This is a genomic window from Paenibacillus sp. LRG-1, from assembly GCF_057220305.1.
Genome location: NZ_CM170126.1, coordinates 828,451 through 854,627, shown reverse-complemented (window position 1 = coordinate 854,627; position 26,177 = coordinate 828,451). Strand labels below are relative to the sequence as shown.

General features: G+C 48.9%; 22 protein-coding genes and 1 riboswitch. Of the genes, 4 read left to right on the top strand and 18 right to left on the bottom strand.

The genetic code is table 11. The features are described from left to right. Positions 1-66 precede the first annotated feature (66 nt). The 12 genes from ACUUJN_RS03805 to ACUUJN_RS03750 all read right to left on the bottom strand — a co-directional run bounded on the left by ACUUJN_RS03805 (position 67) and on the right by ACUUJN_RS03750 (position 13,184). Positions 67-1,179: a rhamnogalacturonan acetylesterase gene (locus tag ACUUJN_RS03805; RefSeq protein ID WP_340859404.1), complete on the bottom strand. Its 1,113-nt coding sequence runs from the start codon at positions 1,177-1,179 to the stop codon at positions 67-69. A gap of 113 nt (positions 1,180-1,292) precedes the next feature. Beyond that, positions 1,293-2,132: a carbohydrate ABC transporter permease gene (locus ACUUJN_RS03800; protein ID WP_023987016.1), complete on the bottom strand. Its 840-nt coding sequence runs from the start codon at positions 2,130-2,132 to the stop codon at positions 1,293-1,295. A 5-nt stretch (positions 2,133-2,137) separates the two neighbouring features. Continuing rightward, a complete protein-coding gene (locus ACUUJN_RS03795; RefSeq protein ID WP_023987015.1) occupies positions 2,138-3,046 on the bottom strand; it encodes a carbohydrate ABC transporter permease in 909 nt (302 codons plus the stop codon). 238 nt (positions 3,047-3,284) lie between these two features. Beyond that, positions 3,285-4,574 (bottom strand): ABC transporter substrate-binding protein, encoded by a 1,290-nt coding sequence (locus tag ACUUJN_RS03790; RefSeq protein WP_484669275.1) that lies wholly within the window; start codon positions 4,572-4,574, stop codon positions 3,285-3,287. A 175-nt stretch (positions 4,575-4,749) separates the two neighbouring features. Continuing rightward, complete coding sequence (locus ACUUJN_RS03785; RefSeq protein WP_023987013.1) at positions 4,750-6,309, bottom strand: response regulator transcription factor; 1,560 nt, start codon at positions 6,307-6,309, stop codon at positions 4,750-4,752. Continuing rightward, on the bottom strand, positions 6,287-8,017 hold the full coding sequence (locus ACUUJN_RS03780) for a sensor histidine kinase (RefSeq protein WP_023987012.1): 1,731 nt from the start codon (positions 8,015-8,017) through the stop codon (positions 6,287-6,289). Before ACUUJN_RS03780 ends, ACUUJN_RS03785 begins: the two co-directional genes overlap by 23 nt. A 124-nt stretch (positions 8,018-8,141) precedes the next feature. Further along, positions 8,142-8,384, bottom strand: coding sequence for a hypothetical protein (locus ACUUJN_RS03775; protein WP_076293115.1), 243 nt, complete (start codon positions 8,382-8,384; stop codon positions 8,142-8,144). A 37-nt stretch (positions 8,385-8,421) separates the two neighbouring features. Then, positions 8,422-9,288 carry an inositol monophosphatase family protein gene (locus tag ACUUJN_RS03770; protein ID WP_023987010.1) on the bottom strand — a complete coding sequence of 289 codons (867 nt, stop codon included), beginning with the start codon at positions 9,286-9,288 and terminating at the stop codon, positions 8,422-8,424. Positions 9,289-9,462: 174 nt separating this feature from the next. Beyond that, complete coding sequence (gene uvsE / locus ACUUJN_RS03765) at positions 9,463-10,464, bottom strand: UV DNA damage repair endonuclease UvsE (RefSeq protein WP_254349235.1); 1,002 nt, start codon at positions 10,462-10,464, stop codon at positions 9,463-9,465. A gap of 138 nt (positions 10,465-10,602) precedes the next feature. Beyond that, positions 10,603-10,926 (bottom strand): hypothetical protein, encoded by a 324-nt coding sequence (locus ACUUJN_RS03760; RefSeq protein WP_023987008.1) that lies wholly within the window; start codon positions 10,924-10,926, stop codon positions 10,603-10,605. A 101-nt stretch (positions 10,927-11,027) separates the two neighbouring features. Further along, positions 11,028-12,116 (bottom strand): D-alanine--D-alanine ligase, encoded by a 1,089-nt coding sequence (locus ACUUJN_RS03755; protein ID WP_068939418.1) that lies wholly within the window; start codon positions 12,114-12,116, stop codon positions 11,028-11,030. 72 nt (positions 12,117-12,188) lie between these two features. After that, positions 12,189-13,184, bottom strand: a complete 996-nt coding sequence (locus tag ACUUJN_RS03750) for an amidase domain-containing protein (protein WP_023987006.1) — start codon at positions 13,182-13,184, stop codon at positions 12,189-12,191. A 420-nt stretch (positions 13,185-13,604) separates the two neighbouring features. Between ACUUJN_RS03750 and acnA the strand changes: the two genes are divergently transcribed. Next, positions 13,605-16,316: an aconitate hydratase AcnA gene (gene acnA, locus ACUUJN_RS03745; RefSeq protein WP_023987005.1), complete on the top strand. Its 2,712-nt coding sequence runs from the start codon at positions 13,605-13,607 to the stop codon at positions 16,314-16,316. A gap of 266 nt (positions 16,317-16,582) precedes the next feature. Here acnA and ACUUJN_RS03740 read toward each other — a convergent pair whose 3' ends face one another. Further along, complete coding sequence (locus ACUUJN_RS03740; RefSeq protein ID WP_023987004.1) at positions 16,583-17,419, bottom strand: YitT family protein; 837 nt, start codon at positions 17,417-17,419, stop codon at positions 16,583-16,585. Positions 17,420-17,925: 506 nt separating this feature from the next. Between ACUUJN_RS03740 and ACUUJN_RS03735 the strand changes: the two genes are divergently transcribed. Then, on the top strand, positions 17,926-18,078 hold the full coding sequence (locus tag ACUUJN_RS03735; protein ID WP_010348453.1) for a hypothetical protein: 153 nt from the start codon (positions 17,926-17,928) through the stop codon (positions 18,076-18,078). Between the two features lie 123 nt (positions 18,079-18,201). Here the strand turns inward: ACUUJN_RS03735 and thiC are convergent, their stop codons facing one another. Continuing rightward, complete coding sequence (gene thiC / locus ACUUJN_RS03730) at positions 18,202-20,046, bottom strand: phosphomethylpyrimidine synthase ThiC (RefSeq protein ID WP_484669274.1); 1,845 nt, start codon at positions 20,044-20,046, stop codon at positions 18,202-18,204. A gap of 187 nt (positions 20,047-20,233) precedes the next feature. After that, a riboswitch (TPP riboswitch) is annotated at positions 20,234-20,346 on the bottom strand. A gap of 155 nt (positions 20,347-20,501) precedes the next feature. After that, positions 20,502-21,245, bottom strand: coding sequence for an IclR family transcriptional regulator (locus ACUUJN_RS03725; RefSeq protein WP_023987002.1), 744 nt, complete (start codon positions 21,243-21,245; stop codon positions 20,502-20,504). A gap of 298 nt (positions 21,246-21,543) precedes the next feature. Here ACUUJN_RS03725 and ACUUJN_RS03720 point away from each other — a divergent pair, with 298 nt between their 5' ends. Together ACUUJN_RS03720 and ACUUJN_RS03715 are read left to right on the top strand one after the other, a co-directional pair. Further along, positions 21,544-22,581: an alpha/beta hydrolase gene (locus ACUUJN_RS03720; protein ID WP_023987001.1), complete on the top strand. Its 1,038-nt coding sequence runs from the start codon at positions 21,544-21,546 to the stop codon at positions 22,579-22,581. A 252-nt stretch (positions 22,582-22,833) separates the two neighbouring features. Further along, complete coding sequence (locus ACUUJN_RS03715) at positions 22,834-24,213, top strand: Fe-Mn family superoxide dismutase (RefSeq protein WP_023987000.1); 1,380 nt, start codon at positions 22,834-22,836, stop codon at positions 24,211-24,213. A gap of 20 nt (positions 24,214-24,233) precedes the next feature. Here ACUUJN_RS03715 and ACUUJN_RS03710 read toward each other — a convergent pair whose 3' ends face one another. The 3 genes from ACUUJN_RS03710 to ACUUJN_RS03700 all read right to left on the bottom strand — a co-directional run bounded on the left by ACUUJN_RS03710 (position 24,234) and on the right by ACUUJN_RS03700 (position 26,147). Further along, positions 24,234-25,079, bottom strand: a complete 846-nt coding sequence (locus tag ACUUJN_RS03710) for a lipoate--protein ligase family protein (RefSeq protein WP_023986999.1) — start codon at positions 25,077-25,079, stop codon at positions 24,234-24,236. A 165-nt stretch (positions 25,080-25,244) separates the two neighbouring features. Next, the gene (gene folE, locus ACUUJN_RS03705; protein WP_013308743.1) at positions 25,245-25,838 is read right to left on the bottom strand and encodes a GTP cyclohydrolase I FolE; all 594 of its coding nucleotides are present in this window, start codon (positions 25,836-25,838) and stop codon (positions 25,245-25,247) included. 54 nt (positions 25,839-25,892) lie between these two features. Then, a complete protein-coding gene (locus ACUUJN_RS03700; protein WP_013308742.1) occupies positions 25,893-26,147 on the bottom strand; it encodes a YneF family protein in 255 nt (84 codons plus the stop codon). Positions 26,148-26,177: the final 30 nt, after the last annotated feature.

The following is a 26,177-nucleotide window of genomic DNA, read 5'->3' as shown; positions in this document are numbered from 1 at the left end:
GTCTCCCCCTTTGGTAAGTTTCACGTGAGTTACCTCCTTGACGCCCGTACATGAAAAGGTCGTCCTTCAACGTAAATACATGCGCAGCGGTTGCAAATCCAGTTCCTTCACAGCATCCACCACCATGTCTGCAATACGAACCGCGCCATTCTCATGAAAATGCGTGTTATCCTCTAAGCCGCCGGAAAAGTTCATGTATTCACCAGGCAGCAACCACATAAAAAGCTCTTTACTCTCTTCGGGACCCAGCTGCTCATATAACTCCTGCGTGCGGGCAGACAAATCAATCAGCGGTACATTCGCTTCTTCCGCCAGCTCACGAACCGCTGTTACATAGTCACCATGTGTGTCAGATAGCGTACCATCCTCGCTAAAATAGCGACGATGTACGGGCGTGACCAGTACCGGGGTTGCCCCATGGCTTCTTGCGCCGTCGATATAGAGGCGAAGATGCTCCTTGTAGGTTGTAAAAGGCTCTGTAGCCCGCTCCGGATCAGGCTTCTGATCATTATGACCGAACTGGATGAACAGGAAATCTCCTGCCTTTATTTCGCCCAAAATGACACCCAGCCGTCCTTCGTCCATGAAGCTTTTGGAGCTTCGCCCCGATACGGCATGATTATCCACGCAGACATCATGCTTGAACAAGGCGGGCAAAGCCTGACCCCAGCCTGTATACGGATAGCCGGATGCGTCCTGATCCGTAACCGTGGAATCTCCGGCTAGGAATAGCCGGAGGGTCTGTGGCGCTGGCGCAATCTCCAGCGCATTGAGCCGTGGCGCGGTGCCTGACACGGTGAGGCGCAGTTTGCCACCCCGGACAGGCACCGCAAACAGGGCTTCGGTGAACTGGCCCGGCAGCGTGTGCACTGGGGGAAGCATGTGCTTGCCTTCACCAGCCTTGAGTCGCGTGAGCGTTTCCGCCTGCGAATCGCCAACCAGTATAGTGACAAGATACAGCCCGTCTGGCACATCTACAACAAATGCAGCGTTTAGTGGAATACAAAAGCTGCTTCGCAGCCGCGTGCGTGCATCCTTGGCTGCACTCTGCCTTTTCCGACCGTACACATGCTCCGTAGTCTCAAAGCCATAGCCCTGTTCAGTTGTATATAAGCAATCCGGAGACACTCCCTTGTAGCCATCCGCAGGCTCCCCCGGACCAAAATCAAACTTCCACAATTTACTCACCTCTCAGCCATCGCCCTCAAATCCCGTCCATTCAATCGTACAATCCCGGATGCCTTCCATTTCCACACGTAAGCTTCATATCCTCACGCTATGGATTTTGGATCTTACCCCTTCAAACCACTCGTACTCATTCCTTCTACAATTTGCTTCTGGAATGCGAAGAATACAGCGATAACTGGAAGCAGGCTTAGGATAGACATCGCGAACATTCCTCCCCAGTTGGAAGCCGACTCGCTGTCGAGGAACATCTTGAGTGCAATAGATACGGTATATTTCTCTGGCGAATTCAGATACAGTACCGGACCAAGCAAATCCTCCCACTTCCAGTAGAAAGAGAAGATTGCCGCTGTAGCCAACGACGATTTAAGTAAGGGTAAAATAATTCTGAAATACAGCCGGAACTTGCCGCATCCGTCAATCGTCGCCGCCTCATCCAGCTCTGCTGGAATCGTCCGTATAAACTGCACCATCAGAAAGATGAAGAACGGCATCCCGAAAAAGGAGGGTACCACCAACGGTAAGATCGTATTGATCCAACCGAGCTTGGTGAAAATAATATATTGCGGTACCAGTACCACATCTCCTGGTAGCATAAGCGTCACCATCATCAAAGCAAACCACAAGTTACGCCCTTTGAATTTCAAGCGTGCGAAGCCAAATGCGATCAATGAGGAGGAAAGCACAGCTCCAATCGTTGAAATCACCACGATCGTGAGCGAGTTCAGAATGTACGTGCCAAAGTTGTAGCCAGTCGTCCCTTTCCAGCCTGTTACATAGTTTTGCCAGATCCATTCTGTAGGGAAAAGCGAGGATGCCGTGACGAATATCGTCCGACTTTCTTTAAACGAGCTGAACAGCATCCAAAAAACGGGATACAGCATCAGGAGCGCCAGTGCAGCAACCAGTATGTGATAAATTGGCCATTTGACCGTTTTCCATGCCATCAGTATCAGCGCCCCTTTTCCGTTTCATAAAATACCCAGTATCTGGAGGTTATAAATAAAATCGCTGTCAGTATCCCAATCATAATGAGCATGACCCAAGCCATGGCTGCCGCATATCCCATGTTGCTGAACATAAACGCCTGCCGGAACAGATACAGTGAATGCAGCATCGTTCCATCCATCGGGCCTCCTTCGCCCTTAGAAATAACATAAGCCGGGACGAAGGTCATAAAGGCGCTGATCGTCTGCATAATCAGATTAAATAGAATAATGGGGCTAAGCAACGGCAGCGTAATACTGAAAAATTTTCGTACTGGCTTAGCGCCATCTACACTGGACGCCTCGTACAATTCAACAGGAATGTTCTTCAAACCTGCCAGAAAAATCAGCATAGAGGAGCCAAATTGCCATACGGACAGGGTGATCAGCATCGTAAGCGAAGCATCCGGATCACCAAACCATTTCACCGGGGTCGCCCCTAGAGTCGAAAGCAGGCTGTTCACTATGCCGTTATTACTGAAAATGTTCCGCCACATAATCGATACCGCAACGCTACCTCCGATAATGGATGGCAGATAGTACATCGTCCGATAGGTGCCGACCATGCGCGATTTGGTATTCAAAATCATAGCCACAAACAGCGCGAAAATCAGTCGCAACGGTACACCGACCAATACATACGTAAACGTGACCCTGATCGAATTCCAGTATTTCGGGTCGCCTGTGAACATCTTTTCGAAGTTACCCAGACCAATCCATTTGGGCGGGGTGAACAGGTTGTAGGTGGTAAAGGACAGATACAGCGAAATAAACATTGGAATTAACGTAAACGCCAGAAAGCCCACAATAAAAGGGCTGATAAACGCATATCCGGTCATATTGGCTTTCAAGCTCTGATGATTTCGCAAGCTCATCAAGCCTCCCTTCTGTTGCATTTAAAGAATTAGTAAAACTTTATGATGTCAATAATTCGTTGTTATGAGAATAATATCGTGATGTCTGCAAAGGGTGCTTATGCAGTTGCTTCGTCGAATCAACCGTGCGCAATCATGCTTTGGACTACGCACGGTTAACTTAACGAAATGTTCCTTCGATCCTATCGATTCTTATGCTAAAACGTTGTCAGATATCCTAAAGGTCTCATTACGCTTATTATTGCTTGTTATTCGCAAGGATGGTATTCGCATCAGCCCGGAATTTGGTCGCTGCGTCTTCAGCCGTCATCTGTCCGAAATTGACCTGCTCAATATAATCGGTCAGAGTCGCAATCACTTCCGGCGATCCGACTGGTGGCGGCGGGCTCATTGGAGAAGCCTTCGGCTCCATGGAAGCTACAAATTCAAACACCTGCTTCGTAGGCTCGCTCAACTCTGGTGCAACAGCTTCCTTGATTTTGGCGGAAATCGGCACGCCCCGTTCGCCTTTAATCAATTTATTCGCTTCTACATCGTTCATCCAGAAATCAATAAACTTAGCGGCTTCATCCTTCACCTGTGAACGGGAAGCAACCGTCCAGTACATCGTAGGCTGCATATATACGCCTTTTTCCATATTCGGCCCAAACATCGGAGCCAGTGCCATTGGGCGGTTAACGACCTGCTGTAAGCCCACATACTGATTGGACCACTGCCAAATACCGATGCCTGTTCCTTTTACGATATCGGATTCCTCAAGAATCCCCTTAGTCTGGTTCATGATTTCAGGAGGCGGGGTCGCTCCCTTCTTAATCAGATCAGCCAATCCGCTGAAGAAGTCAACAAACAGCTTATCGTCGTCATACCCCAATCCTGTTCCTTCCGCATTGTAGAGAGTCTTTCCTTGAGTACGCAAATAGTAGTGGAAGAAAATATCGGCAGCCATCGAGCTGTCAAAGTATACTTTATTGGAACCAGCCTTTAAAGCCATTTCTTTGTATTGATCCCATGTCCAGTTGTCAGGAATTTTGTCTATACCCGCTTTTTTGAGCAACGCCGGGTCATACTGGAAACCCAGAACATTAACACCGGTTGGGATACCATATTGCTTTCCAGCAATTACGCCGCTTTTGAGTACATTTTCGGTCACATCAGCAACCTGAATTTTTTGATTCAAGTAGGGCGCGAGATCCTCCAGTTGACCATTTTTTGCATATTGGCTAATGTACGAAATGTCCATTTGCACGATATCCGGCAACTGATTAGCCGCAGCCTGCGGAGCGAGTTTTTTCCAATAGTCATCGAAAGAGGCATATTCCACATCAATCGTTACATTTGGATTTTTCTGCTTATACAAATCAACGACCTTTTGCGTGTATTCATGACGCGTATCCGATCCCCACCAAGCGATACGTAACTTTACTTTCCCGTCTGCACTTGTGCCCGAATTGCCGCCGCCCGCTCCGCTACATGCCGTCGTCAAAACGAGCAGCATAGCTATGATCAGAAACCATCCCTTTTTGCCCACCTATCTCTCCCCTTTTCGCTGTTCTAGAAAGGAGCCAAATTACGAGTGACAACGCACTTTCGCAATTTTGATAGCGTTTACATTAGCTCCTGTTGTTATTTTCCCAAAAGCCGAGAAACATTGGAATACACAAATCAGGTTTCCTGGGTTTAAAAAACAGTGGGACTCCATACGCTCATCCCCGTTCATGTGATTTAATGTACTCGGAAGGCGTCATACCCGCCCACTTTTTGAACACCTGGCTAAAATATTGTGCGTTCCCACCGAAGCCGAACCATTCCGCCAGCTCAAACACCTTCACGTCTCCTGTCTCCCGAATATGCTCAGCCGCACGTTCGATCCGATAACGATTGACGTAGTGTGAGAAGTTTTCGCCCGTCACCTTTTTGAATATCTTCCCTAAGTAGTCGGAATTCATATACAGCATTTGACCTGCCACTCCGTTCAGCGACAAATCGGATTTTCTGTAGTTTTGCTCAATAATAGTGATCATTTTATCAACGGTGGAAGATTGGCGATACACATTACTTTTATAATAGATTGCGGTCATTCGTTCGGCAGCTTCCTGTACAAAAGATTTGAGACATGCCAGCGTTTTTTGCTCTGCCAGCACCACCATTCGGCTCGTAAACGCCGCACGCTCTTCTTCGGGGCATATACGGATCATAGCGGCATAGAGCTGAAGCACATAGGAGCGGGTCACGGAAATTTCCAGCTTCATACGGGACAGAATACCGAACAACCGATCCACTTCCTGTGCAACCTCCACCGTATTTCCAGCCTTGATCAGCAGACCGAACTTCTCCTCGTCCAGCTCCAAATCTGCCATCTCCCGGGTATCCTCAGCCGCTAAATCCTCCTTCGTAATCAGACTGCCTTCCCCGGTGTAAAACCGGTGATTCATACAATGCAGTGTCTCCCGATACATCCCCCGTGAATGCTGCATACTATCCGACTCACTAACTGCGACCGTTACCTCCAGCTTGTAAAAGCGATGAAATGTCGCACGTACCGCTTCAATCTGTTTCATAAACCGTGACGTGTCATCCTCACTTTCCAGCACGATGAGCAATTGCCCCTGCATGGTCGTACTGAGCAAGACATCATCCATCAAATCTGCCGCTATATTTTGCAATGCAAACAAATGCTCCGGCTCATGTGATTCCTCCACCCGCAGCAGTAGCATTCGAACCTGCTTATCTTGCAATTCAAGTCCGAATAACCGCTCATAAAATGCGATATCGCGGCTACCGTAAGTTTTATAGGAAATAAACTCCTTCAAAAAGTGTTCCTTCACATGAGGCAGCATACGCTGAAAATCTAGCTTCATCCGGTTTACAAACTGCTTGCGTTCTTCCTGCTCCTCCCGCTCCTGCCCCAACTCGGTCAGAGCCTCATGAATTTGCCGCTCATTGCATGGCTTCAACAAGTAGTGCTTCACCCCGTATTGCATGGCCCGACAGGCATAGTCGAAATCTTTGTAACCAGACAACAGAATGAAACGAACGTCTGGAAAGTGCTCCGTCGTTTTGGCAACCAGTCCGATACCGTCTAGTCCAGGCATAGAGATGTCGCTAATCACAAAGTCAGGCGGGCTGGCCTGAATCTGATCATAAGCCTCAATCCCGTTACGTGCCGTACCCACCAATCTCGTTCCCGCTTTACCCCAATCAACCACCTGCGATATGCCTTCCAAAATCATACGCTCATCATCAACCAGTAGCACCTTGTACACGACCCTGATCCCCTTTCACATATGGAATACAGACATGAATCGACGTTCCTGTTCCTGACTCGCTATGCAGCTCTATCCCCCAAGGTGTACCAAATGTCAGGTTAATCCGTTCTTGAATATTCGTAAGTCCAATGCCCTGCCCACGGGTCGTGACCTGCCCGCTCCGCAGTTTTTCCAAGAAATCCGGCGTCATTCCCGGTCCGTCATCTTCAACTCGCAGAAATAGAGCCCCCTCGCTTTCTCTCGCAATAATAGCAATCCGACAGGGTTCAATTCGCGGCTCCAACGCATAATGGATGGCATTCTCCACCAAAGGCTGAAGCGTTAGCTTCGGAATTTGCGCATCCATCAGTTCTTCCGGGACATCCAGATGGAAAACGAGACGCTCATCAAAACGTGTTGTTTGGATCGTTACGTAGCTCCTTACAATATCCAGTTCTTTTCGAAGCGGAATCAGTTGCTCTTCAAAACTGACCGCACTACGCAATAGAAAAGCAAGTGCTTCCACCATCTCTGAAATCCGATCCTGCTTGTTGGCCTTGGCGAGCCAGTTCACGGATTCCAGCGTGTTGTATAAAAAATGTGGATTAATCTGTGCTTGTAGTGCCTTTAGCTCTGTTTCCCTCAGTAATAGCTGCTTGGCAACATTTTCATTAATGAGCTCACGAATGCGGCGAATCATTTTCTTATATGTCCGATGTAGCAAGCCTACCTCGTCCTGTGTGGAAAGGGGGACCGCGCCAAGTGCTTCTTCCTCCAAACGGTCGAGATCGCCTTTTTCTATTTTACGCATGTTCTGGATTAATTGAACGATCGGTTTGGTAATGCTGCCTGACAACCTAGCTCCCAGTGCCAATGCAATAAGAAGCATAATGACAAAAATAGCGCTTACAACTTCTTTAATGATCGTAATGCTGCGAAACATATCATCGAAGGGGGTCATATGCAAATACGTCCAACCCGTATAAGAGGATTTGATTTGAGCAGCGAAAAAGGTTCCTCCTGAGTAGGTCGCAATCCCGTAAGGCTGCTTCCGACCAAGCTCGGCCTGAATATCACTCTCACTCAATAGTGGTGTTTCGGGATAAATCATCCGCCTTCCATCTGTAATCATCAGTTGTCCGTCACGGCCGGAGGTTTGCACGCGGTCCGCTACAATCCGGTCAATTCGCACACGAATCGCAAGCGTTCCGAGCCCATTCAGCGTAAAATTGGAATCGGTAAAGGATTTGAACTGCCGAGCTGCCAGCAAGGAGGAATGGCCTGCCGCATACCATGCATTGGAACCGTCATGTTCGTCTGCCAGCTCCGACAGGGTGGATCGAAGTTCTTGGGGAATACCTTCGCGGTTGCCCGCACTCATGACCTGTCCCTCTTTATCGATCACTATCATAGAATAGACATAGGTCTCAGAGCCGGCAAAGGCGACGAGCCTATTCGTTATTTTTTTACGCAGCACCATTTTGGCATAAGGTGACGTTTCCTTTTCCAATTGCAGCAAATAACGTTGAAGCTGCTCGTCCGTTGTTACCTTGAAAGTAACTTTTTCCACATCCTTCAACTCATTTTCTATACCGATTGAAGAAATATTGAGTACTTCGGATGTTTTTTTGTACATTTGATTATCATAAATATGAAATACGTACTTAAGTATGACTGCAACTACTGCAAAATTAACCAGCATAAGCACCGTAATCAGTAGTACCATTTTATGATGGATTCCAGCATTTTTGTAAGCGCTTTTAAAGTAGGTAATCAGTGAATGTCGCCTCCTTTATAACATACAAAATACCCCATGCCTTGGTCATTCGGCAAGAGGTATTTGTATTTGCTTAGCGTTGATCGGTTGGTTTCGATTTGTCCGCCTTGCTCATATATTCGTCGTATCGGTCATCAAGTTCACGTGCCATACTCCGGTATTTACGCGTCTCCTCAACAATGGGATCGATATGAGTCTGAACCCGCACCTCATATTTAGGGCTGAGCCGTTCCCGCTTTTTGGCCTCATTCTCACGAATTTCGCCTTCCGTCAGCAGTTCACTGAGCTGGCGTTCCAATTCTTCGGATTGGCTCATCGCGATTTCCTCCTTCAGGATGATGGTCTACGTAGAATTATAACCCGGTTGCGTCTGCTTCTTTCAGCACTTGAATAAGTTGAGAATGAATAGCTGTATTCGTAGCTGCAATATGCCGTACACTCAGGTCATAAGGTCTGCCCAATGTATCGGTGATGGTACCGCCTGATTCCTGTACCAGCAAAGCGCCCGCTGCTACATCCCACGCATTCAAACCAATTTCGCAATAAGCCGACAGCCGTCCTGACGCTACATAAGCCAGATGCAATGCTGCCGATCCCAGCGCCCGAATGCCACGTACTTGAGGTGTAAGAACCTGCGTAATTTTCATATTTAGCGGTTGTGCATACGTACGGTCCGGTGGGAAGCCGATGCAGACCAGACTATCTCCCAGTGTTTCTTCTCTCGATGCTTGCATGCGATTGCCATGCACATACGCGCCTTTTCCTTTTTCCGCTACAAACATTTCATCACGGGACGGATCATAAATGACCCCGACAATCACCTCGCCACGATGGGCCAAGGCAATAGACACACTGTAATACGGCAGACTGTGTACAAAATTGGTAGTGCCATCTACCGGATCAATAATCCATAAATATTCCTCTTCACGGGCAGCCTCTAATGCGCGGGCCGAAGCTTCGGCTCCCGGCTCTACACTCTCTTCACCCAAAATAGCATGATCGGGAAAATGGGTCAGAATCAGTCTGCGAATCATCTGCTCTGCACCTTTATCTACCTCGGTCACCAGATCCGTAGGAGACTGTTTAGTATTCAAATGTTCAACAGTTCCCAGTCTGCTCTTAATCCATTCCCCGGCTTTGGATGCCGCGTTAATAGCCACGGCAGTATAGCTTTTTCCTGATACGATATAGGGAACCTTTTCGTTTTCATGTTCGTTCAACGTGTTCACTCTACTTTCTATATCATTGTTACGTGGTTTACGAAGCTGCCCTACAGCACAGTCTCTTAACCATCTCTGTTTCATTACAAGTTTGCTAGTTTACACATTCTAGTATACACAATAAACTGCATAAAGTTTCTCTAAATGGGAGCTTTATCCGCGAAATGCCACTTTCTAAGGCATAATTTCTACGGAAGCCCCATCCAGCACTTTAACCCCATTGTCTTCCTGAAGGCGCAGTTCATTCATCAATCCGAATAACGCTTCATCCTTAAGCTTGGCTTCAAGCATGACATCAATTCGATCCGTATATCCGGCAATATTGCGCAAAAAGGTAAGCAACGGCTCCACTAGAACACCCTCCGCATGGCCCCGGGGATCTTTTTCACTTTTGGGACTGGACGCATGAATTTTGGGCGGCAATGGATAATCAGCAGAAGATCCGGCTTGGGCCAACTCCCCTTTCCAAGTATCCAAAATACCCGGCCATAGCTCCCACGGCTTTTCCCCCTCATTATTCACCCATTGATGATGAATATCGAGAACCATCGGCAACCCCGTCAATTTGCAAGCCTCCAGCGTTTCCACCGCATTGAACGTTTTATCATCATTTTCCAGCGTTAACCGTTCTCTTAACGAAAGATCCAGCGCACTAACCTGCTCTACAAAACGCTGACCTGAGGTCACCTTATCTCCGTATGCACCACCAATATGAATGTTGTTCTTGGCTTCGGCACCGAGCCCCATGGCCTCCAGCATCGCTTTGTGGTACTTCAGATCATTAATGGAGCTCTGCAACACCTCAGGACGGGGAGTGCTTAACACTGTAAAATGGTCAGGGTGAAACGATACCCTCATCCTATTCGCCTTGACATAGTTCCCTACCTCTGCAAAATCAGCAGCAAGCGCCTGAAACGGGTCCCAATCCCGCAGATCCTGATGGGTCGCGAGCGGAATCAGCTTAGATGAGAAACGATAGACCTGGATATCACTCGCGCGATTATGGCGCAGCAGCCTCAAAGTATTATGGAGATTTTCGGCTGCTATCCGTTCTAGCTTGCGGATCGCAGCTTCTCGGTCTCCAATCTTGGTAAAGCTGCTCATTGTCATGGTTTTAGAGGGGGATGCATTTTGCACGGTAACCGACATGGCTACATAACCGAACCTTACGATCATAGGGTGTCTTCCTTTCAGCAGTCGCAGTAGATGGTAAGGCCGCTTTCGTTCTGTGACCTAAAACCCTTTTCTACTGATCATACCCGGAAAAGCACCTGCTGATTCGGTGTTATCGCACAAATTGCAAGAAGGAAACAGCTAGGATTGCTGCTGTGCTCCAAAAAACATTTCATCCGCCAATGCGGTCTGAATTCTCGCTTCCTCTTCATTCAGCTTACGAATGAGAATCATTTCAACTTCGGTCACTTCATCGCCCTGGAAATTAATTTCGGCGATACAGCCCACAATCTGCACGATGGCTACTGCCACGTTATCCACGCTGTATGCGATGACCTTCTGGCCTGTCGGAAACACACGCAGTCCGGATTTAACCATTTTGCCACGTCCGTATTCCAGGAGTTCGTAAAGTTCTTGTTCGCTCTTGAATTTGCACACTGAGTTAAATTCAGTTTGGAAGCCCATGTGTAGCCGCCACCTTTCATGATTAAGGGTTTAGTGTTGTGCTCAAAGATATGCCATTTATATGAACAAAAAGGAGAGTGATCAGCTCCCCTTTGTTTCGTTTATGAGTTCTCGTAGTGCAGTGCCGACCTGCGCTCATAACGCTCCAGTGCAAGGGCAATCATGCGGTCCAGCAGACTTGCATAGGATACGCCTGTTTCTCTCCACAGTAATGGATACATACTGAACGGTGTAAAACCAGGCATTGTATTCACTTCATTAATAAGGATATGTCCGTCCGAGCGTCTGACGAAGAAATCGGCACGGGAAATCCCGCAGCCTTCTAGAGCGCGGAATGCTTGCAATGCGGCTTCACGAATACGATCTGCCACTTCCTCATCCAACGGTGCCGGAATAAGCATTTCCGATTGGCCATCCGTATATTTGGCAGCGTAATCGTAATAATCACTCGCCGATACAATTTCACCCGGTACCGAGGCAATCGGCTCATCATTGCCCAGTACGCTGACCTCAATCTCACGGGCATCGACGTACTCCTCGACAATCACCTTTAGGTCAAATTGCAAAGCCAGATCTACAGCCTTTTCCAGCTCTTCTCGGTTGCTGGCTTTGGAAATACCGACACTTGATCCCAGATTGGCTGGTTTGACAAAGCAAGGATAACCTAGCTCGGTTTCCATGTTACGTACCAGATCATGACTGGTTTGGGCCCACTGTGTACTATTAAAATAACAGTATTTCACTTGCGGCAATCCTGCATGCTCAAACAGCTTCTTCATGACGCCTTTATCCATACCTGCTGCCGAAGCCAGCACTCCTGCACCGACATAAGGCATATCCGCCATTTCGAACAGACCCTGAATCGTTCCGTCCTCGCCAAAGGTACCGTGCAGCAACGGAAATAGCACATCCAGCGTCTGCTCTCCGTACAGCTTGCCGAACAATGTATCTAATGCCGCCTTGGTGCCACCCTCTGCGCGTTCCAGCTTCAATTGCTCTACAGAAGCCAGAGGAGCGCTTAATAGCGCCCCTCTACGCCAATCGCCAGCCTTCGTAATATAAAAAGGAATAATCTCGTATTTCTCATAGTTAAAAGCGTTCATTACCGCATACGCCGTTTGCAGCGAAACCTCATGTTCACCCGATTTGCCACCGTACACCAGCCCTACGGTCAATTTTTGATTTGCCATGCCTATCCTCCGCTTTCCTGCTTTCGTCATGTGACTGATTTGCATCACTGTACCTGTTATCCATCATCTCATTTAAAAATAGTCGGCGATGTGATAAAAGCGATATACCGTGTTGTCGGTCCACGCATACGAATTTTTATAGTCCCAATAACGATGTCTGGAGCTTACCGTATGTGCATTGACTAGCGGCATGCCGCCCGCATCAAAGGCCGTGACCACCGTGCTGTGCTGGAAGGTTCCGTCACCATCCCAATCGTAAAAAATGACGTCCCCCAGCATGAGCTGCTCTGGGCGACTCACTTGCTCAGCGGTCAACCCCCATGAGCTGGAGCCCAAATACCGCTCTAGACTGTTGGAAACTGCCCAACTGTAGCTCCACAGCTCACGTCCGGCAACCCGTCCTTTATACCACCAGCCCGATTCTCTTTTACCAGTATAGTGGATCGGTGCTCCCCCTGCAAAGAGGCATTGCGAGATATAATTGGTGCAATCCACATCAAAACCTTCAAACTCTGGATTGAAGCTATCCCACCACTGATCTGCATAGGCCGCTGCTTCTTCGCGGCGATATCGGCTGGGACGTGCTGATGAACCGAAGCCCAGCACACCGCGATTCAGCAGCGGCAGATTTCCTCCTTGATTAAACGAAGCCTGTTCAAAAGGAACCTCTCCCCCCGCTGGCTTCCTTTCTGCCGGATCGCGCTCAATTCTCGCTACCTGCCAGGCTTCACCCTCGCGTGTGAACGTCAGACGCTCCCGTTCAATCCGATCCTCCCGGTGAGTCATCCCGCCCTTCTCATAAAAGAGTCGGACATGCAGTTGTACATCTACCACAGCCTCATCCGGGGTATCCTGCACCATTCGTAGCGGCTTGGCGCGTGTCTCGCTGCGTAGGGGAACAGCGTCCCGTTCGTTGTACCACTGCTCCAATCTGGCCGCACGTGCTGCTCGTTCCATCCGCTGCCCCACCTCCAGATACTCATCTGGCTGCGGTACACCATTCACTTCACTGCGATTGTATTGATTCACGTAAGCAAAAAGGGCCTGTTTCCATTCCCGCTCCCCCATCCCAATCCCTCCATATTCGTCCCGCTATCCTTTTCCGGGGATAACCGGAATGATGTATAACTTCCTTTCTTCCCTCTCTGGTCTGAAATGCTCTCTATCTATAAGTATGAATCTCTAAAGCTTGGTATGAACATCGAAACGCGAGGGAGCGGAACGTTTTATTTTCCAATCTGCAACGCATCATTTAGGCCAAAAAAACTTTACGGAACCGTCTGAAAACGGTATACTTAATCCAAAAGCAATCATTTTGAAATCACGTTTCATCTAATGAAACAAATTACATTGATCGCAACCTCTAACACGTAATGAACCACTGAAGATGTAATTGAGAACGCAACCAATTTAAACCAACTGTGCAAGACGTCGAAAAAACGACATCCCTATTTTCCCCCAAGCATCCACTTCAAGGAGGTAATACTTATGTCAGGAAAAGATCAATTCTCCATTGCCCGTAGTCTCGAAGTTAACGGTAAGCCTTATCGCTACTATAGTCTTAAGGCACTGGAGGAACAAGGAAAGAGCGGTATTGCCAAGCTGCCTTTCTCCATTAAAGTGTTGCTGGAAGCCGCGGTTCGCCAATTTGACGGACGCGCCATTACAGAAGAACATGTGCAACAGCTGACAGGATGGGCTGAGGATCGTGACACCAACAAGGAGATTCCGTTCATTCCTGCACGCATCGTGCTTCAGGATTTTACCGGTGTCCCAGTGGTTGTCGATTTGGCAGCTATGCGTGATACGGTGAAAAAAGCGGGCGGTGATCCGAAACAAATCAATCCGCTCGTCCCTGTCGATCTCGTTATCGACCACTCGGTCATGGTCGATGCTTTCGGTACCAGTGATGCGCTGGATTACAATATTAATGTAGAGTTTGAACGCAACGAGGAGCGGTACCGTTTTCTGCGTTGGGCGCAAACGGCGTTCAACAACTTCCGCGCCGTTCCGCCATCCACCGGTATCGTCCATCAGGTCAATCTGGAGTATCTCGCCTCCGTGGCCGCCACCAAAACCATTGACGGCGAAACAGTCGTCTTCCCGGATTCCCTCGTGGGAACAGACTCCCATACCACAATGATTAACGGCCTTGGTGTTGTTGGCTGGGGTGTCGGCGGGATTGAGGCAGAGGCGGGTATGCTGGGGCAACCGCTGTATTTTGTCACTCCCGATGTGATTGGCTTCAAGCTGACAGGCAGTCTGACGGAAGGCTCTACCGCCACCGATCTGGCGCTCACTGTAACGCAAATGCTGCGTAAAAAAGGCGTAGTCGGCAAATTCGTGGAATTTTACGGGCCTGGTCTGGCTAACATCAGCTTGGCTGACCGTGCGACAGTTGCCAACATGGCACCGGAATACGGCGCAACGATTGGCTTCTTCCCGGTCGATGCGGAAACGCTGGCCTACCTGCGCAGCACCGGACGTTCCGATGAGCAAGTAAGCCTCGTAGAGGAATATTACAAGGCGCAAGGCATGTTCCGCACATCCGATACGCCGGACCCTGTATTCAGCGATACCATTGAGCTGGATCTGGCTTCGGTTGTACCGAGTCTCGCGGGACCCAAACGTCCGCAGGACCGTGTTGAGCTTAGCCGCATGAAAGAAACGTTTGAAGGCATTATCCGTACCCCGGTGGACAAGGGCGGCTATGGACTGAGCGATGAAAAAATCGCACAGAAGATTCCTCTGACCCATCCGGACGGCTCCACCAGCGAGTTGGGTACAGGAGCAGTCGTTATTGCAGCTATCACAAGCTGCACGAATACCTCCAATCCAAGCGTTATGCTCGGTGCGGGCTTGCTGGCCAAAAAAGCAGTGCAGCGCGGGCTCAAAAAACCAGGCTATGTTAAAACAAGCTTGACACCAGGCTCCCTCGTCGTGACGGAGTACCTGCAAAAAGCCGGACTGATCGGACCGCTCGAAGCCCTCGGCTTCCATGTGGCAGGTTACGGCTGCGCGACCTGTATCGGTAACTCCGGCCCACTTCCTGACGAAGTGAGTCAAGCCATCACAGACAATGATTTGACGGTTGGCGCAGTTATTTCCGGCAACCGGAACTTTGAAGGTCGTGTGCATGCGCAAGTAAAAGCCAACTATCTCGGCTCACCGCCACTGGTTGTCGCTTATGCGCTGGCAGGCACAGTGAACATTGATTTGGTGAATGATCCGCTCGGTTACGATCAGGACAATCAGCCTGTCTACCTGAAAGATATCTGGCCAACCTCCGAGGAGATCAAGGAAGCCATCAGCCTGTCTCTCAGCCCGGATATGTTCCGTCGTAAATATGAGAATGTATTTACTGCCAACGAAAAATGGAACTCCATTCCGGTTCCTGAAGGCGAACTATATGAATGGGATGAAAAATCAACTTATATTCAAAATCCACCATTCTTTGAAAAACTTCAGGATGGCGTGCAGGATATCAAGGAAATCCGTAATGCCCGTGTGCTTGCCCTGTTGAATGATTCGGTCACGACAGACCATATCTCACCAGCAGGCAACATTGCTCCTTCCAGCCCGGCAGGACTGTACTTGAAGGAGCATGGCGTGGAACGCAAGGACTTCAACTCCTACGGCTCCCGTCGCGGTAACCACGAGGTCATGATGCGCGGTACATTCGCCAACATCCGTATCCGCAACAATGTGGCTCCAGGTACTGAAGGCGGCGTGACCAAATACTTGCCAACGGATGAGGAAATGTCCATCTATGATGCGTCCATGAAATATCAGGCAGCCGATCAGAACCTGATCGTCATTGCTGGTAAGGAATACGGCACAGGCAGCTCCCGTGACTGGGCGGCCAAAGGTACGCTTCTGCTGGGCGTTAAAGCCGTCATTGCCGAAAGCTTCGAGCGAATTCACCGCAGTAACCTGGTCGGCATGGGCGTGCTGCCTCTGCAATTCCAGGAAGGCTATGGCTGGTCCAGCCTGGGTCTGAACGGTCGTGAAACGTTTGACATTCTTGGCATCGACAATGACGTGAAGCCTGGTCAAGAGCTTACGGTTGTGGCTAAACGCGAGGATGGCACGAAGTTCGAATTCCCGGTAATTGCCCGTCTGGACAGCACTGTCGATATCGACTACTACCACAACGGTGGTATTCTGCAAACCGTATTGCGTCAAATGATCGAAAGCTAAGTTTATGAACTTCATATGTGAAGAACCCCCGTTTTGCAGATAAAGCTGCAATCGGGGGTATTTTTTTATTTATATAAACCGAACTTAAGAGTTACCTATAGCGCCACTGCGCAGTCGGATGGTGCTTCGCTTGTACAGCACCATTCCGCCTACTCCGTTTTGATGTTCATTTTTCAAGTTCATCTTATTTATATAAAACAAAAAAGTCGATCCCTCAGGACCGACTTCTAGCCACGTTCTCTTATAACCTTACCTTCGCACGCGAGTTACTTCGAAATATCCAAAAAGCCCTCTCCGAACACATCCCGCACGTCATGAATGGTGATAAATGCTGCTGTGTCGATGGCTTTCACTATCTTTTTAAGCGCTGATACCTCTTGTTTACTAATGACGATATACAGCACTTCTTTTGGATTTTTAGTGTAATATCCGTGGCCTGACAGGACGGTAACTCCACGATCCATTTTCGTAATAACCATCTCGGCAATTTTATCTTGGTGCTCCGAAATGATCATGACCGCTTTTTTAGGGTTTAGTCCTTCGATCATGAAGTCCATCACCTTCGTACCAACGTACAAAATAACGATAGTTAGCATCAATTTTTCTGGACCAATAATAAAATAGGAAGAGAACGCGACAATCAAATCAAAAAACAGCAGGCCATAGCTGATATTCCAATCCAGATACTTGTTGGCAATTCGGGCTAAAATGACCGTTCCCGCCGTAGTGCCGCCTACCCGTACAATTAAGCCAATGCCGACCCCCACCAAAACTCCGGCAAATACAGCATTAATCGTCGGCTCATGCGAATCAATCCGCCAGTTGACCGTTAAATGTAGAAACAGCGAGTTAAAAGCGACCGCAATTATAGTGTACAGGGTCGTTCTCTTGTCCAAAAATTTATATCCGACAATCAACAGCAAGCCATTGATCACCAGATTGACGATCGAGGGAGACCACTGAAACAGATAGTACAAAATGATCGTAACCCCTGTAACGCCCCCCTCACCAAACTCATTCGGGATCACAAACAGATTAACAGCTAGCGCGAAAAAAAACGCACCCAGAATAATAAATGCGATATCTGCAATACTTTTTTTCATATATACTCTAATCCTTTCTCTAACATTTCAAAGGATGAATCGCCAGATGGATTGGCTGACTCTTGTTGCCAAAATACGCTGACAACCAGTTCATGGTATCTACTACCAAACATAAAGTCAATACAACTTTGACACTTTAATTCGCCACCAGACTGCCTCAATCCTGACTTGGATTCCGCAAAATTCTCCTTTTACAAGGTTATTCGACAAAATAACACAATCCCGACTACTAAACTAAGAAAACGGGCCTCTAGCCCTTGTTTTAGACCTAGGCACATTTTCCTCTAAAACGACCATCCTCCTAATCGACATTTTGGACACATATGACCATCTTCCTGTTTTATGTCAAAAGCGTTTTACTTTGAAAAAATGTGGGTATAATGATTGAAACATTACCAAGCAACCTACATAGCATCACGACATCAAGTACATACAAATAGTCCTATACAGACGTTCTAAGCAACTCAATCTGAATTTGACAATATGGAATTGGAGGAATGACCTACATGAATACAATGAACTTAACCGTCCACACCCTGATGCCCTTTCACCACCAATACCAACGTGCCAACGCGGTGAGTATGCAGAAGAAAGAAGATAGCTCGGAGAAGAAGCTCAGCTTTCAGGACATTTTGAATGAAAAAATGGGTAAAAAATAAGGCGCCGTTTATCCGGTTGCAATATCCCACTTTACATAAGCTAAAAAGCCGTAGTTTCCTACATCGACTGTAGAGAACCACGGCTTTTTTTAGTTCATTTGTTCCTAAACTCACACGTTCGTTTTACTGACCGCCATCCCGATACTGCTCTGCCTTCTCACGCATCCCGGCAGCTACTGCTTCTTGAGTGTTCAGCCCCTTATCCGCTGCATAAGCGCGAATGTCCTGCGTGATGCGCATACTACAAAATTTGGGACCACACATCGAGCAAAAATGTGCTTCCTTGGCGCCCTCTGCCGGTAGCGTTTCATCATGGTAGGACAAGGCCCGCTCGGGATCAAGCGACAGATTGAACTGGTCCCGCCAGCGGAACTCAAAGCGTGCTCTGGACAAAGCATCATCCCGCTGCTGTGCCCGTGGATGACCCTTCGCCAGATCGGCAGCATGTGCCGCAATTTTGTAAGTAATGACACCCTCGCGGACATCATCCTTATTCGGCAGACCCAAATGCTCTTTAGGCGTAACATAGCACAGCATGGACGTCCCGAACCAACCGATCATCGCCGCCCCGATGGCTGAGGTAATATGATCATATCCGGGGGCAATATCCGTCGTGAGTGGCCCCAAGGTATAGAAAGGAGCTTCCTTACAAATCTCCATTTGTAAATCCACATTCTCTTTGATTTTATGCATAGGGACATGTCCTGGCCCTTCAATCATGACCTGAACATCATGCTTCCAGGCGATTTGCGTTAGCTCGCCCAACGTTTCCAGCTCTGCAAACTGTGCTTCATCATTCGCATCATAGATGCTACCCGGACGTAGACCATCTCCGAGAGAAAAGGCCACATCATAAGCTTTCATAATTTCGCAGATTTCTTCAAAATGCGTATACAAAAAATTCTCCTGATGGTGCGCAAGGCACCAGGCTGCCATGATCGACCCACCACGGGATACAATTCCCGTCATTCTATTCGCCGTCATCGGTATATACCGCAGCAATACACCCGCATGAATTGTAAAATAGTCCACTCCCTGCTCCGCCTGCTCAATCAGCGTATCGCGATACAGCTCCCACGTCAGCGCTTCTGCTTCGCCGTTCACCTTTTCAAGTGCCTGATACAGCGGTACAGTCCCAATCGGTACAGGAGAATTCCGAATGATCCATTCACGTGTTGTATGGATATTACGGCCTGTGGACAGGTCCATAACTGTATCCGAGCCCCAACGCACAGCCCAGGTCATTTTCTCCACTTCCTCCTCGATGGAGGAGGTAACCGCAGAATTACCAATGTTCGCATTGATCTTCACGTGAAAATGACGCCCAATGACCATTGGCTCACTTTCCGGGTGATTGATATTCGAAGGCAAAATGGCTCGTCCAGCCGCCAACTCCTGCCGTACAAACTCAGGCTCCACCCCTTCGCGGATCGCCGCAAATTCCATTTCGGGCGTAATGATCCCTTGCCGCGCATAATGCATTTGCGTCACTGTACGACCTTGCGAAGCACGAAGCGGACGGTTGGTCACGCCGGGAAATTCAACTGTCTCCCGTTTGGAGCCAGGTTTCAGTCCATTATCCTCCGGTTTGACGGCGCGTCCCTCGTAAGCCTCCACATCGCCCCGTTCCAGGGCCCAAGCTCGCCGTAATGGAGGCAGGCCCTGACGGATATCGACCTGATAGGCTTCGTCGGTCATGGGACCGCTCGTATCGTACACACGCAATGGCTCATGATGCTCCGTGCCCTGCGGCGTATGTGTAGGATGAAGAGCAATTTCGCGCTCTGGCACGGCAATGTCCGGCCGTGAGCCTTGAATATATACCTTACGGCTCCCTGGAAAGGGCGTTACCCCTCTGGCTTGCTCCCCGTTTGTCTTCTCTACCTCAACTTCTTTTGTTCCTACCAATCTTACTTCTGTTGATTTCAATTCTGTTCCTTTTGTTCCTTCTACTTCTGTCGGCTTCATTGTCCATTCCTCCCGTTTCGATGAAATGACACACCGATCCGGAACCATTCCCAGGGTGGCGCTGATCTATGCAAAAAAGCCGGTTCCCCAGGGAACCGGCTAATCTAACGAGGCAGCTATCCAGACAGTACGCATGTGGAATAATCCTATTCCAATGCGTCACCGTAGACAGCAGCCGCGTATACATTTCAATGGCCGATTACTTCCCTACGCTGGTATGATCCAGATCAGGTGCAAAGGGTCCGGAATCTTGCACGATTCCATCTCAGCCCGGCATTACAGGCTCCCCCAGTAACTGTGATACTTCTATTCACATGAGGCGGCTATAACAGATATCCCGCCATCCTTACCAGACTACTTTAAATTTATGGCTTTGGCAACCCTTCTAGGTTCCCTTTACCAAGGAGACGCTCCCCATCAAATCACTCTGCTTGCTTCAACTGTGTTCATTCTTGTTACGGAAGCATAAGCCCCATTTCCTTCGCCGCTTCAATCAAAATCGGAGCAAAGTCATGTAGCGTCTCGGGTGCAAGCCGACTGACCGGACCGGATACAGATAAAGCCGCAGTGACCTGTCCCTTCCGGTTTACAATTGGGGCAGCCACAGCAGCAGCCCCTGGCTCCCGTTCTTCATAGCTGGTCGCATAGCCCTTCTCGCGAATGTCCTGCAGCTGGGCTTTATAGACCTCCGGGTCTACTGAGGACGGCCATTCATCCCCGCTTAGCAGGGCTTCCAGCTCCTGCGGCGGCATAAAGGCTGCCAGCACTTTGCTGGAGGCCCCTACAGCCAGCGGCATACGCGCACCTACAGGCGCAACCCTGCGGATCGCCTGATTGCTCTGCACGGCTTGTATGCGAATACGCATGCTGCCGTCCCGTAAGTACAAGCTGACCGTCTCGCCCAGACGATCACGTAGTCCTTCCATTGCAGGCTGTAACAACACCGCCGGCTCGTCGCTTTGGGACAAGTGCGTGGATAGCTCCCAAATGCGGAAGCCAAGTCGATATTTTTCCGTTTCGGCATTCCGAACGACAAAGCCCCGATCCTCCAACGTAGTCAGCAGCCGATGAACCGTGCTTTTATGTAGACCAATTTTGGAGGCAATCTCCGTCAGGCCAAGATCCGAATCTGCGGTAAAACACAGCAGTATATCAAGTGCACGCTCTACAGCGCGAACGGTTAATTTACGGTCTTCCATCGTGAACCGCTCCTCTTGTATCCATATTCGTTTCACACTATGAAACATGGTTACATAAATTATATAGAATAGTCGCGGCTACTGTAAACCGATGTTTTTGTGACAACCATATTACAGAACGAGAACAAACATCGACAATTCTTTGCATCATTTTTACTTTTCCGGTTCAGGCGTTGACTTTGGATAATCCCCATCATACGATAATAGGTATCTATACGGATCTACACTACTATTTTCAAGTGGAATTATACCTAAATTCTATGAAACGAAGATCAATTTTATATAAGGAGGCTCTTACATGATTTCGACATCCCAGCGCAACGCTCAGCTACAGACCGCTGTTCAGGAGCCGTCCACCCCACTCTTTAATCCCCGTCTGCTGCGGTTCAAGCACGTTGTGATTGCTCTGCTGCTGTCGGTCGTCTTTTTTCTGTTGTTTTGTTTTATTGCCTTGCATGCTTACATCGCATGGGTACTTACGAATCCCACCGTTGCACCACTGTACTCTAATCCGATGCAGGCTAAAAGCATGCCTTATGAGGAAGTCAGCTTCCCTGCCAAGGATGGTAGCCGCATGGTACAAGGCTGGTATATCCCGGCGGACCAATCGCGGAAAACGATTATTTTCAGTCATGGCTATGGGGCTAACCGCGAAGAAAGCTGGATTCCCATGTATGATCTGGCGCATTATGCCCACAGTTTGAACTTTAATGTGGTCATGTTCGATTATGGATTTGCGTCACAAAACAGCAAAGCAGTCGCAACCGGAGGCAAAGCAGAATCCCAACAGCTCCTCGGAGCAATTCAGCTTGCGAAGCAACGCGGCTCGTCGGAGATTATCGTATGGGGCTTCTCCATGGGGGCAGGAACCGCTCTTCAGGCGGGCTTGCAAACCAAGGATGTGGACGCAATGATTTTGGACAGCACCTTCCTGCTGGAGCCAGATACGCTGTACCATAACATTCACAATCAAATTAATCTGCCAAGACATCCGTCTTTGGAAATTCTGGAGTTGCTGTTTCCAGTCTTGAACGGAACCAGCTTGCATCAAATTCCATATCAGGAAGTTAAAAAGGAAAACTATCCGTTCCCGATCATGTTTGTGCATGGTACACAGGATGAAAAAGCTCCTTATCCTATTGCGGAAAAGCTCGCTGCCAATCAAACCAACCCGCTTTCCAGTGTATGGATTGTTAAAAACGGGATACATGAGCTTATTTTCAGAGAGCACCCTCGTGAATATTTGCGACGGGTATCGACGTTTCTAAGCAGTGTACAGGAGCTGGAGGACAAGAAAACCATCGCTGATGCCCACAAACAAACGACTACGAAGTAAATTTTTCGAAGAACTGTATTCTATTCTTCGCCTGGAAGAAGCCTGCCTATGGACACTTAACCCGTGCCGTAGCTGGGCTTCTTTTTCGTTTTCCATGGGTATTCATTGTTTTACGTAACAGATGTGACCGGATTAAGGGAGTTCATAGACATATTCCTGATGAGACAGCGAATATACTGGGTACGTATGCATCCAGGGCAGATCTGCCAGATCCGCCGGATAGCCATAGTAGGATACGGGAGGTAAAAAACGATGCTGAGTACTTATGGGTCTTTCCTGCCCTTACGTGTGCTGGAGGAAATTCGGCATTGGAAGCAGCAGGAAAGTTGGCATGTGGAAGTGATTAAATCCGCTACCGAGGGATTGGAGCCAACTTATGTACGGTTGCTGGATGATTGGCGGACTGTATTCGAACAGACGGAACGCACCGCCATAGAGTTGCTAGAAGAGCAACGGAGCGTACTCGATCCGGCAGATCAGGCGTGGCATCAGGAATGGAAACAGATGTCGGCTGCTCCACAAGCACATACACACGAATTCACTGGACATTCAAAACAGTCAAGGGGATTAGACGCATCATCATCTGTAAAGATGCCATTGTCAGAGTCAGCCTTAAACTCTCAGCCTGACTCACAAGAATTAAATCGTCGACTGGACGATTTGCTGCAAACCGCAAACCGTCAGTCACAGGAGTATGTACGACAGCTCGGTCTGCTGAGCGAGCACAGTCATGCATTGCGTCAGCAGCCAAAATCTGCCGGAGTTGTATTACACGCGGCACATGAAAGCCAATATTTCCTAATCTCGACAACCCCCTTTCAAGAACCTGGCTCCATCGCAAGGGCTGCTAGGTTGTATCATGTAGCGGCAGAGGGTGAGAATTACCCAGAGGAAGCGTTTCGAGAACGGCAGGCAGGCATAAGGGGAGAAGGCGCATGGACGACTAAAAGCGTCAAATCCAGCCAGGCACAACCTTCGGCAACGGAAAAAACCTCAATCGGCCGCTCGGTTCCTATTGGGGGACATCGCCTACCGCCGCTCCCTTACCCCTATAATGCGCTTGAACCGTATATTGATGAGAAAACGATGCGTATTCACCATGATAAGCATCATTTGAGCTATGTGAATGACCTGAATAAAGCGGAAAAGAAGCTGGAAGAAGCCCGAAAAACAGGTGATTTTGACCTCGTAAAACATTGGGAACGTGAACTGGCATTCAACGGCGCAGGCCATTATCTGCATACTCTTTTTTGGACGATCATGAGTCCTAAAGGTGGTGGAAACCCAAGCGGACCGCTGGCTGAACAGATTAAAAAGGATTTTGGCAGCTACGATGCGTTCAAAAAGCAATTCAGCTCGGCAGCCGAAAAGGTCGAGGGTGGCGGCTGGGCTATCCTGGTATGGAGTCCACGCGCGGGCCGGCTTGAAATTTTGCAGGCCGAAAAGCACCAGAATCTGACTCAATGGGAGTCCATTCCGCTGCTGGCGATAGATGTATGGGAACATGCATATTACTTAAAGCATCAAAATGAGCGTAACAAATACATTGAGGATTGGTGGCATGTCGTTAACTGGCCTGAAGTGGAAGCGCGCTACGATCAAGCCTCCAAACTGAGATGGCAACCCTTCTAAGCTTCTAAGCTAAAGAAAAACTACACCTGCAAATCGTATCGCTCTCTGAGCGCTGCCATTTGTTCGGTCAATCCTTCCAGTTGTACCAACCAGCCATCGGCAGGTAAAATGGCTGTCCGGCTCTCAACGACACGGCGCAGAGATGCCGTGTACGCCTCAACAGACGGCACTCCAGCCAGTTCTGCCAGGCTACCCATCGTTGCTGGATTCACCCGGGGGTAATCCTGCTGCTGCACGCCTGCCGATGTGTCCCCGGCTGCCTCTGTATAGAAATGCTGCACCGCCTGTGCACGCTCTGCACCGCTGCCCTCAATCATCACGAAGGCTGTGATGATATACGCCTTGGCTTGGCGCCGCTGTGCAATGCCGCAAAACTTGCGGCCCCGGACGCTGACATCGTAATCCCCGGGACAGAAGGACCCGAGGATTTCTCCGGTCTGCGCCTCGCCAGACCACGGAACCAGCGCATCGGCAATTAGCGCTGCCATGAGCCGAAAATCCTCATGTAGGCTGATGGCCCGCTGTGGATTCGGCAGGATTAAGGACAGGTTCAGTACCCCTCTGTCCAGCATGACGGCTGCTCCACCCGAGGGGCGTACGCATACCGAGGTTCCCGCGTTGCGCACTCGTTCCATCGCCTGTGGGGCGTAGGGAAGCCTGCGGTCCCGGTGACCGATCACAAGCGCTGACGGATGCCGCCATAGATGCAAAATGGGTGTAGCTCCTTTCCCTACTTGCCGACAAGCCAGCTCCTCCCAAGCCAGCGGAGACAAAACATTCTCCTGAGTGGCCGCGAGTGGCGTTTCAAACCACTGTAACTCAGGCAAAGCTGTTGTTTTTTCCGTTGATCTATGTACATTCTCCATACGTTATCCCCTATCTATAAAAATAACTGTTATCCATAGGCAAATCGTAATTTTAAGGCAGCTATCCCGTCGTCTCTATTTCTGATGTTAACAAAAAAAGGTGGCTACGCCTATGCGTAAACCACCCTTTTTTTGTTCATCACATAAACGTCTTGCGATGTTCGATCAATCCTTGAGCAGCGACAAAAACTCTGCGCGCTGCGCTGCATCATCACGAAACGTACCGCGTACCGCAGACGTTACCGTTTTGCTACCAGGCTTTTTGACACCTCTTGCACACATGCACAGGTGCTCACCTTCCACGACCACCATAACCCCGTGAGCGGAGACCGCTTCATTTAAAATATCAGCGATCTGTGATGTAATACGCTCCTGTACCTGCAATCGGCGGGTCACTGCCTCTACCAGGCGTGCAAGCTTGCTCAGTCCTACAATTTTGCCGCTGGGTACATAGCCGATATGCACTTTTCCGAAGAAAGGAGCCATATGGTGCTCACACTGGCTGTAATAGACGATGTCCTTCACGATCACAAGCTCCTCGTGATTCTCGTCAAATGTCACACCCAACGCATCCCGGGGATCAACCTCATAACCCGCAAATATTTCCTCATACATGCGCGCAACGCGTGCCGGTGTTTCCAACAACCCTTCACGCTTGGGGTCCTCACCGATCAGTTGTAAAATCTGCTCCACATGGTACTCGATTTTATCCCGGTTATCCGCAGCTTTGCGGTTAATATAATCTTTTACGCCAGCCACAGTAATCCTCCTCTATGCAGCAACCTCATGCGGCATCCGTGCTCACGTTGCTCATTATTTCCGACGGCCCTGATTTTTACGCGGACCAGGCTGATTTTTGGAGAACTGTTGGTTCTTCATCATCTGCTGGGCTTTTTGCATTTGTTTCCCATTCAGGTTGTAACCCATCTGTTTGGCCATTTTTTGCAGCGTTTCAGGGTCGTTTTGCATCTTTTCAAGCTGTTTACGAAGATAATAAGCACCGATGAAAAATCCCCCAACCAAACCAGCAATCAGGGTAATAATCGGAATGACAATATTCCACACCACGAAGTCGTCACCTCTGTATATTTATATGAA

Excerpts from the sequence above, each read along its gene's own strand:
- ACUUJN_RS03800 (WP_023987016.1), bottom strand. The coding sequence starts at position 2,132 with ATGGCATGGAAAACGGTCAAATGGCCAATTTATCACATACTGGTTGCT.
- ACUUJN_RS03795 (WP_023987015.1), bottom strand. The coding sequence starts at position 3,046 with ATGAGCTTGCGAAATCATCAGAGCTTGAAAGCCAATATGACCGGATAT.
- ACUUJN_RS03780 (WP_023987012.1), bottom strand. The coding sequence starts at position 8,017 with ATGGTACTACTGATTACGGTGCTTATGCTGGTTAATTTTGCAGTAGTT.
- ACUUJN_RS03775 (WP_076293115.1), bottom strand. The coding sequence starts at position 8,384 with ATGAGCCAATCCGAAGAATTGGAACGCCAGCTCAGTGAACTGCTGACG.
- uvsE (WP_254349235.1), bottom strand. The coding sequence starts at position 10,464 with ATGATCGTAAGGTTCGGTTATGTAGCCATGTCGGTTACCGTGCAAAAT.
- ACUUJN_RS03760 (WP_023987008.1), bottom strand. The coding sequence starts at position 10,926 with ATGGGCTTCCAAACTGAATTTAACTCAGTGTGCAAATTCAAGAGCGAA.
- ACUUJN_RS03755 (WP_068939418.1), bottom strand. The coding sequence starts at position 12,116 with ATGGCAAATCAAAAATTGACCGTAGGGCTGGTGTACGGTGGCAAATCG.
- ACUUJN_RS03750 (WP_023987006.1), bottom strand. The coding sequence starts at position 13,184 with ATGGGGGAGCGGGAATGGAAACAGGCCCTTTTTGCTTACGTGAATCAA.
- acnA (WP_023987005.1), top strand. The coding sequence starts at position 13,605 with ATGTCAGGAAAAGATCAATTCTCCATTGCCCGTAGTCTCGAAGTTAAC.
- ACUUJN_RS03740 (WP_023987004.1), bottom strand. The coding sequence starts at position 17,419 with ATGAAAAAAAGTATTGCAGATATCGCATTTATTATTCTGGGTGCGTTT.
- ACUUJN_RS03735 (WP_010348453.1), top strand. The coding sequence starts at position 17,926 with ATGAATACAATGAACTTAACCGTCCACACCCTGATGCCCTTTCACCAC.
- thiC (WP_484669274.1), bottom strand. The coding sequence starts at position 20,046 with ATGAAGCCGACAGAAGTAGAAGGAACAAAAGGAACAGAATTGAAATCA.
- ACUUJN_RS03725 (WP_023987002.1), bottom strand. The coding sequence starts at position 21,245 with ATGGAAGACCGTAAATTAACCGTTCGCGCTGTAGAGCGTGCACTTGAT.
- ACUUJN_RS03720 (WP_023987001.1), top strand. The coding sequence starts at position 21,544 with ATGATTTCGACATCCCAGCGCAACGCTCAGCTACAGACCGCTGTTCAG.
- ACUUJN_RS03715 (WP_023987000.1), top strand. The coding sequence starts at position 22,834 with ATGCTGAGTACTTATGGGTCTTTCCTGCCCTTACGTGTGCTGGAGGAA.
- ACUUJN_RS03710 (WP_023986999.1), bottom strand. The coding sequence starts at position 25,079 with ATGGAGAATGTACATAGATCAACGGAAAAAACAACAGCTTTGCCTGAG.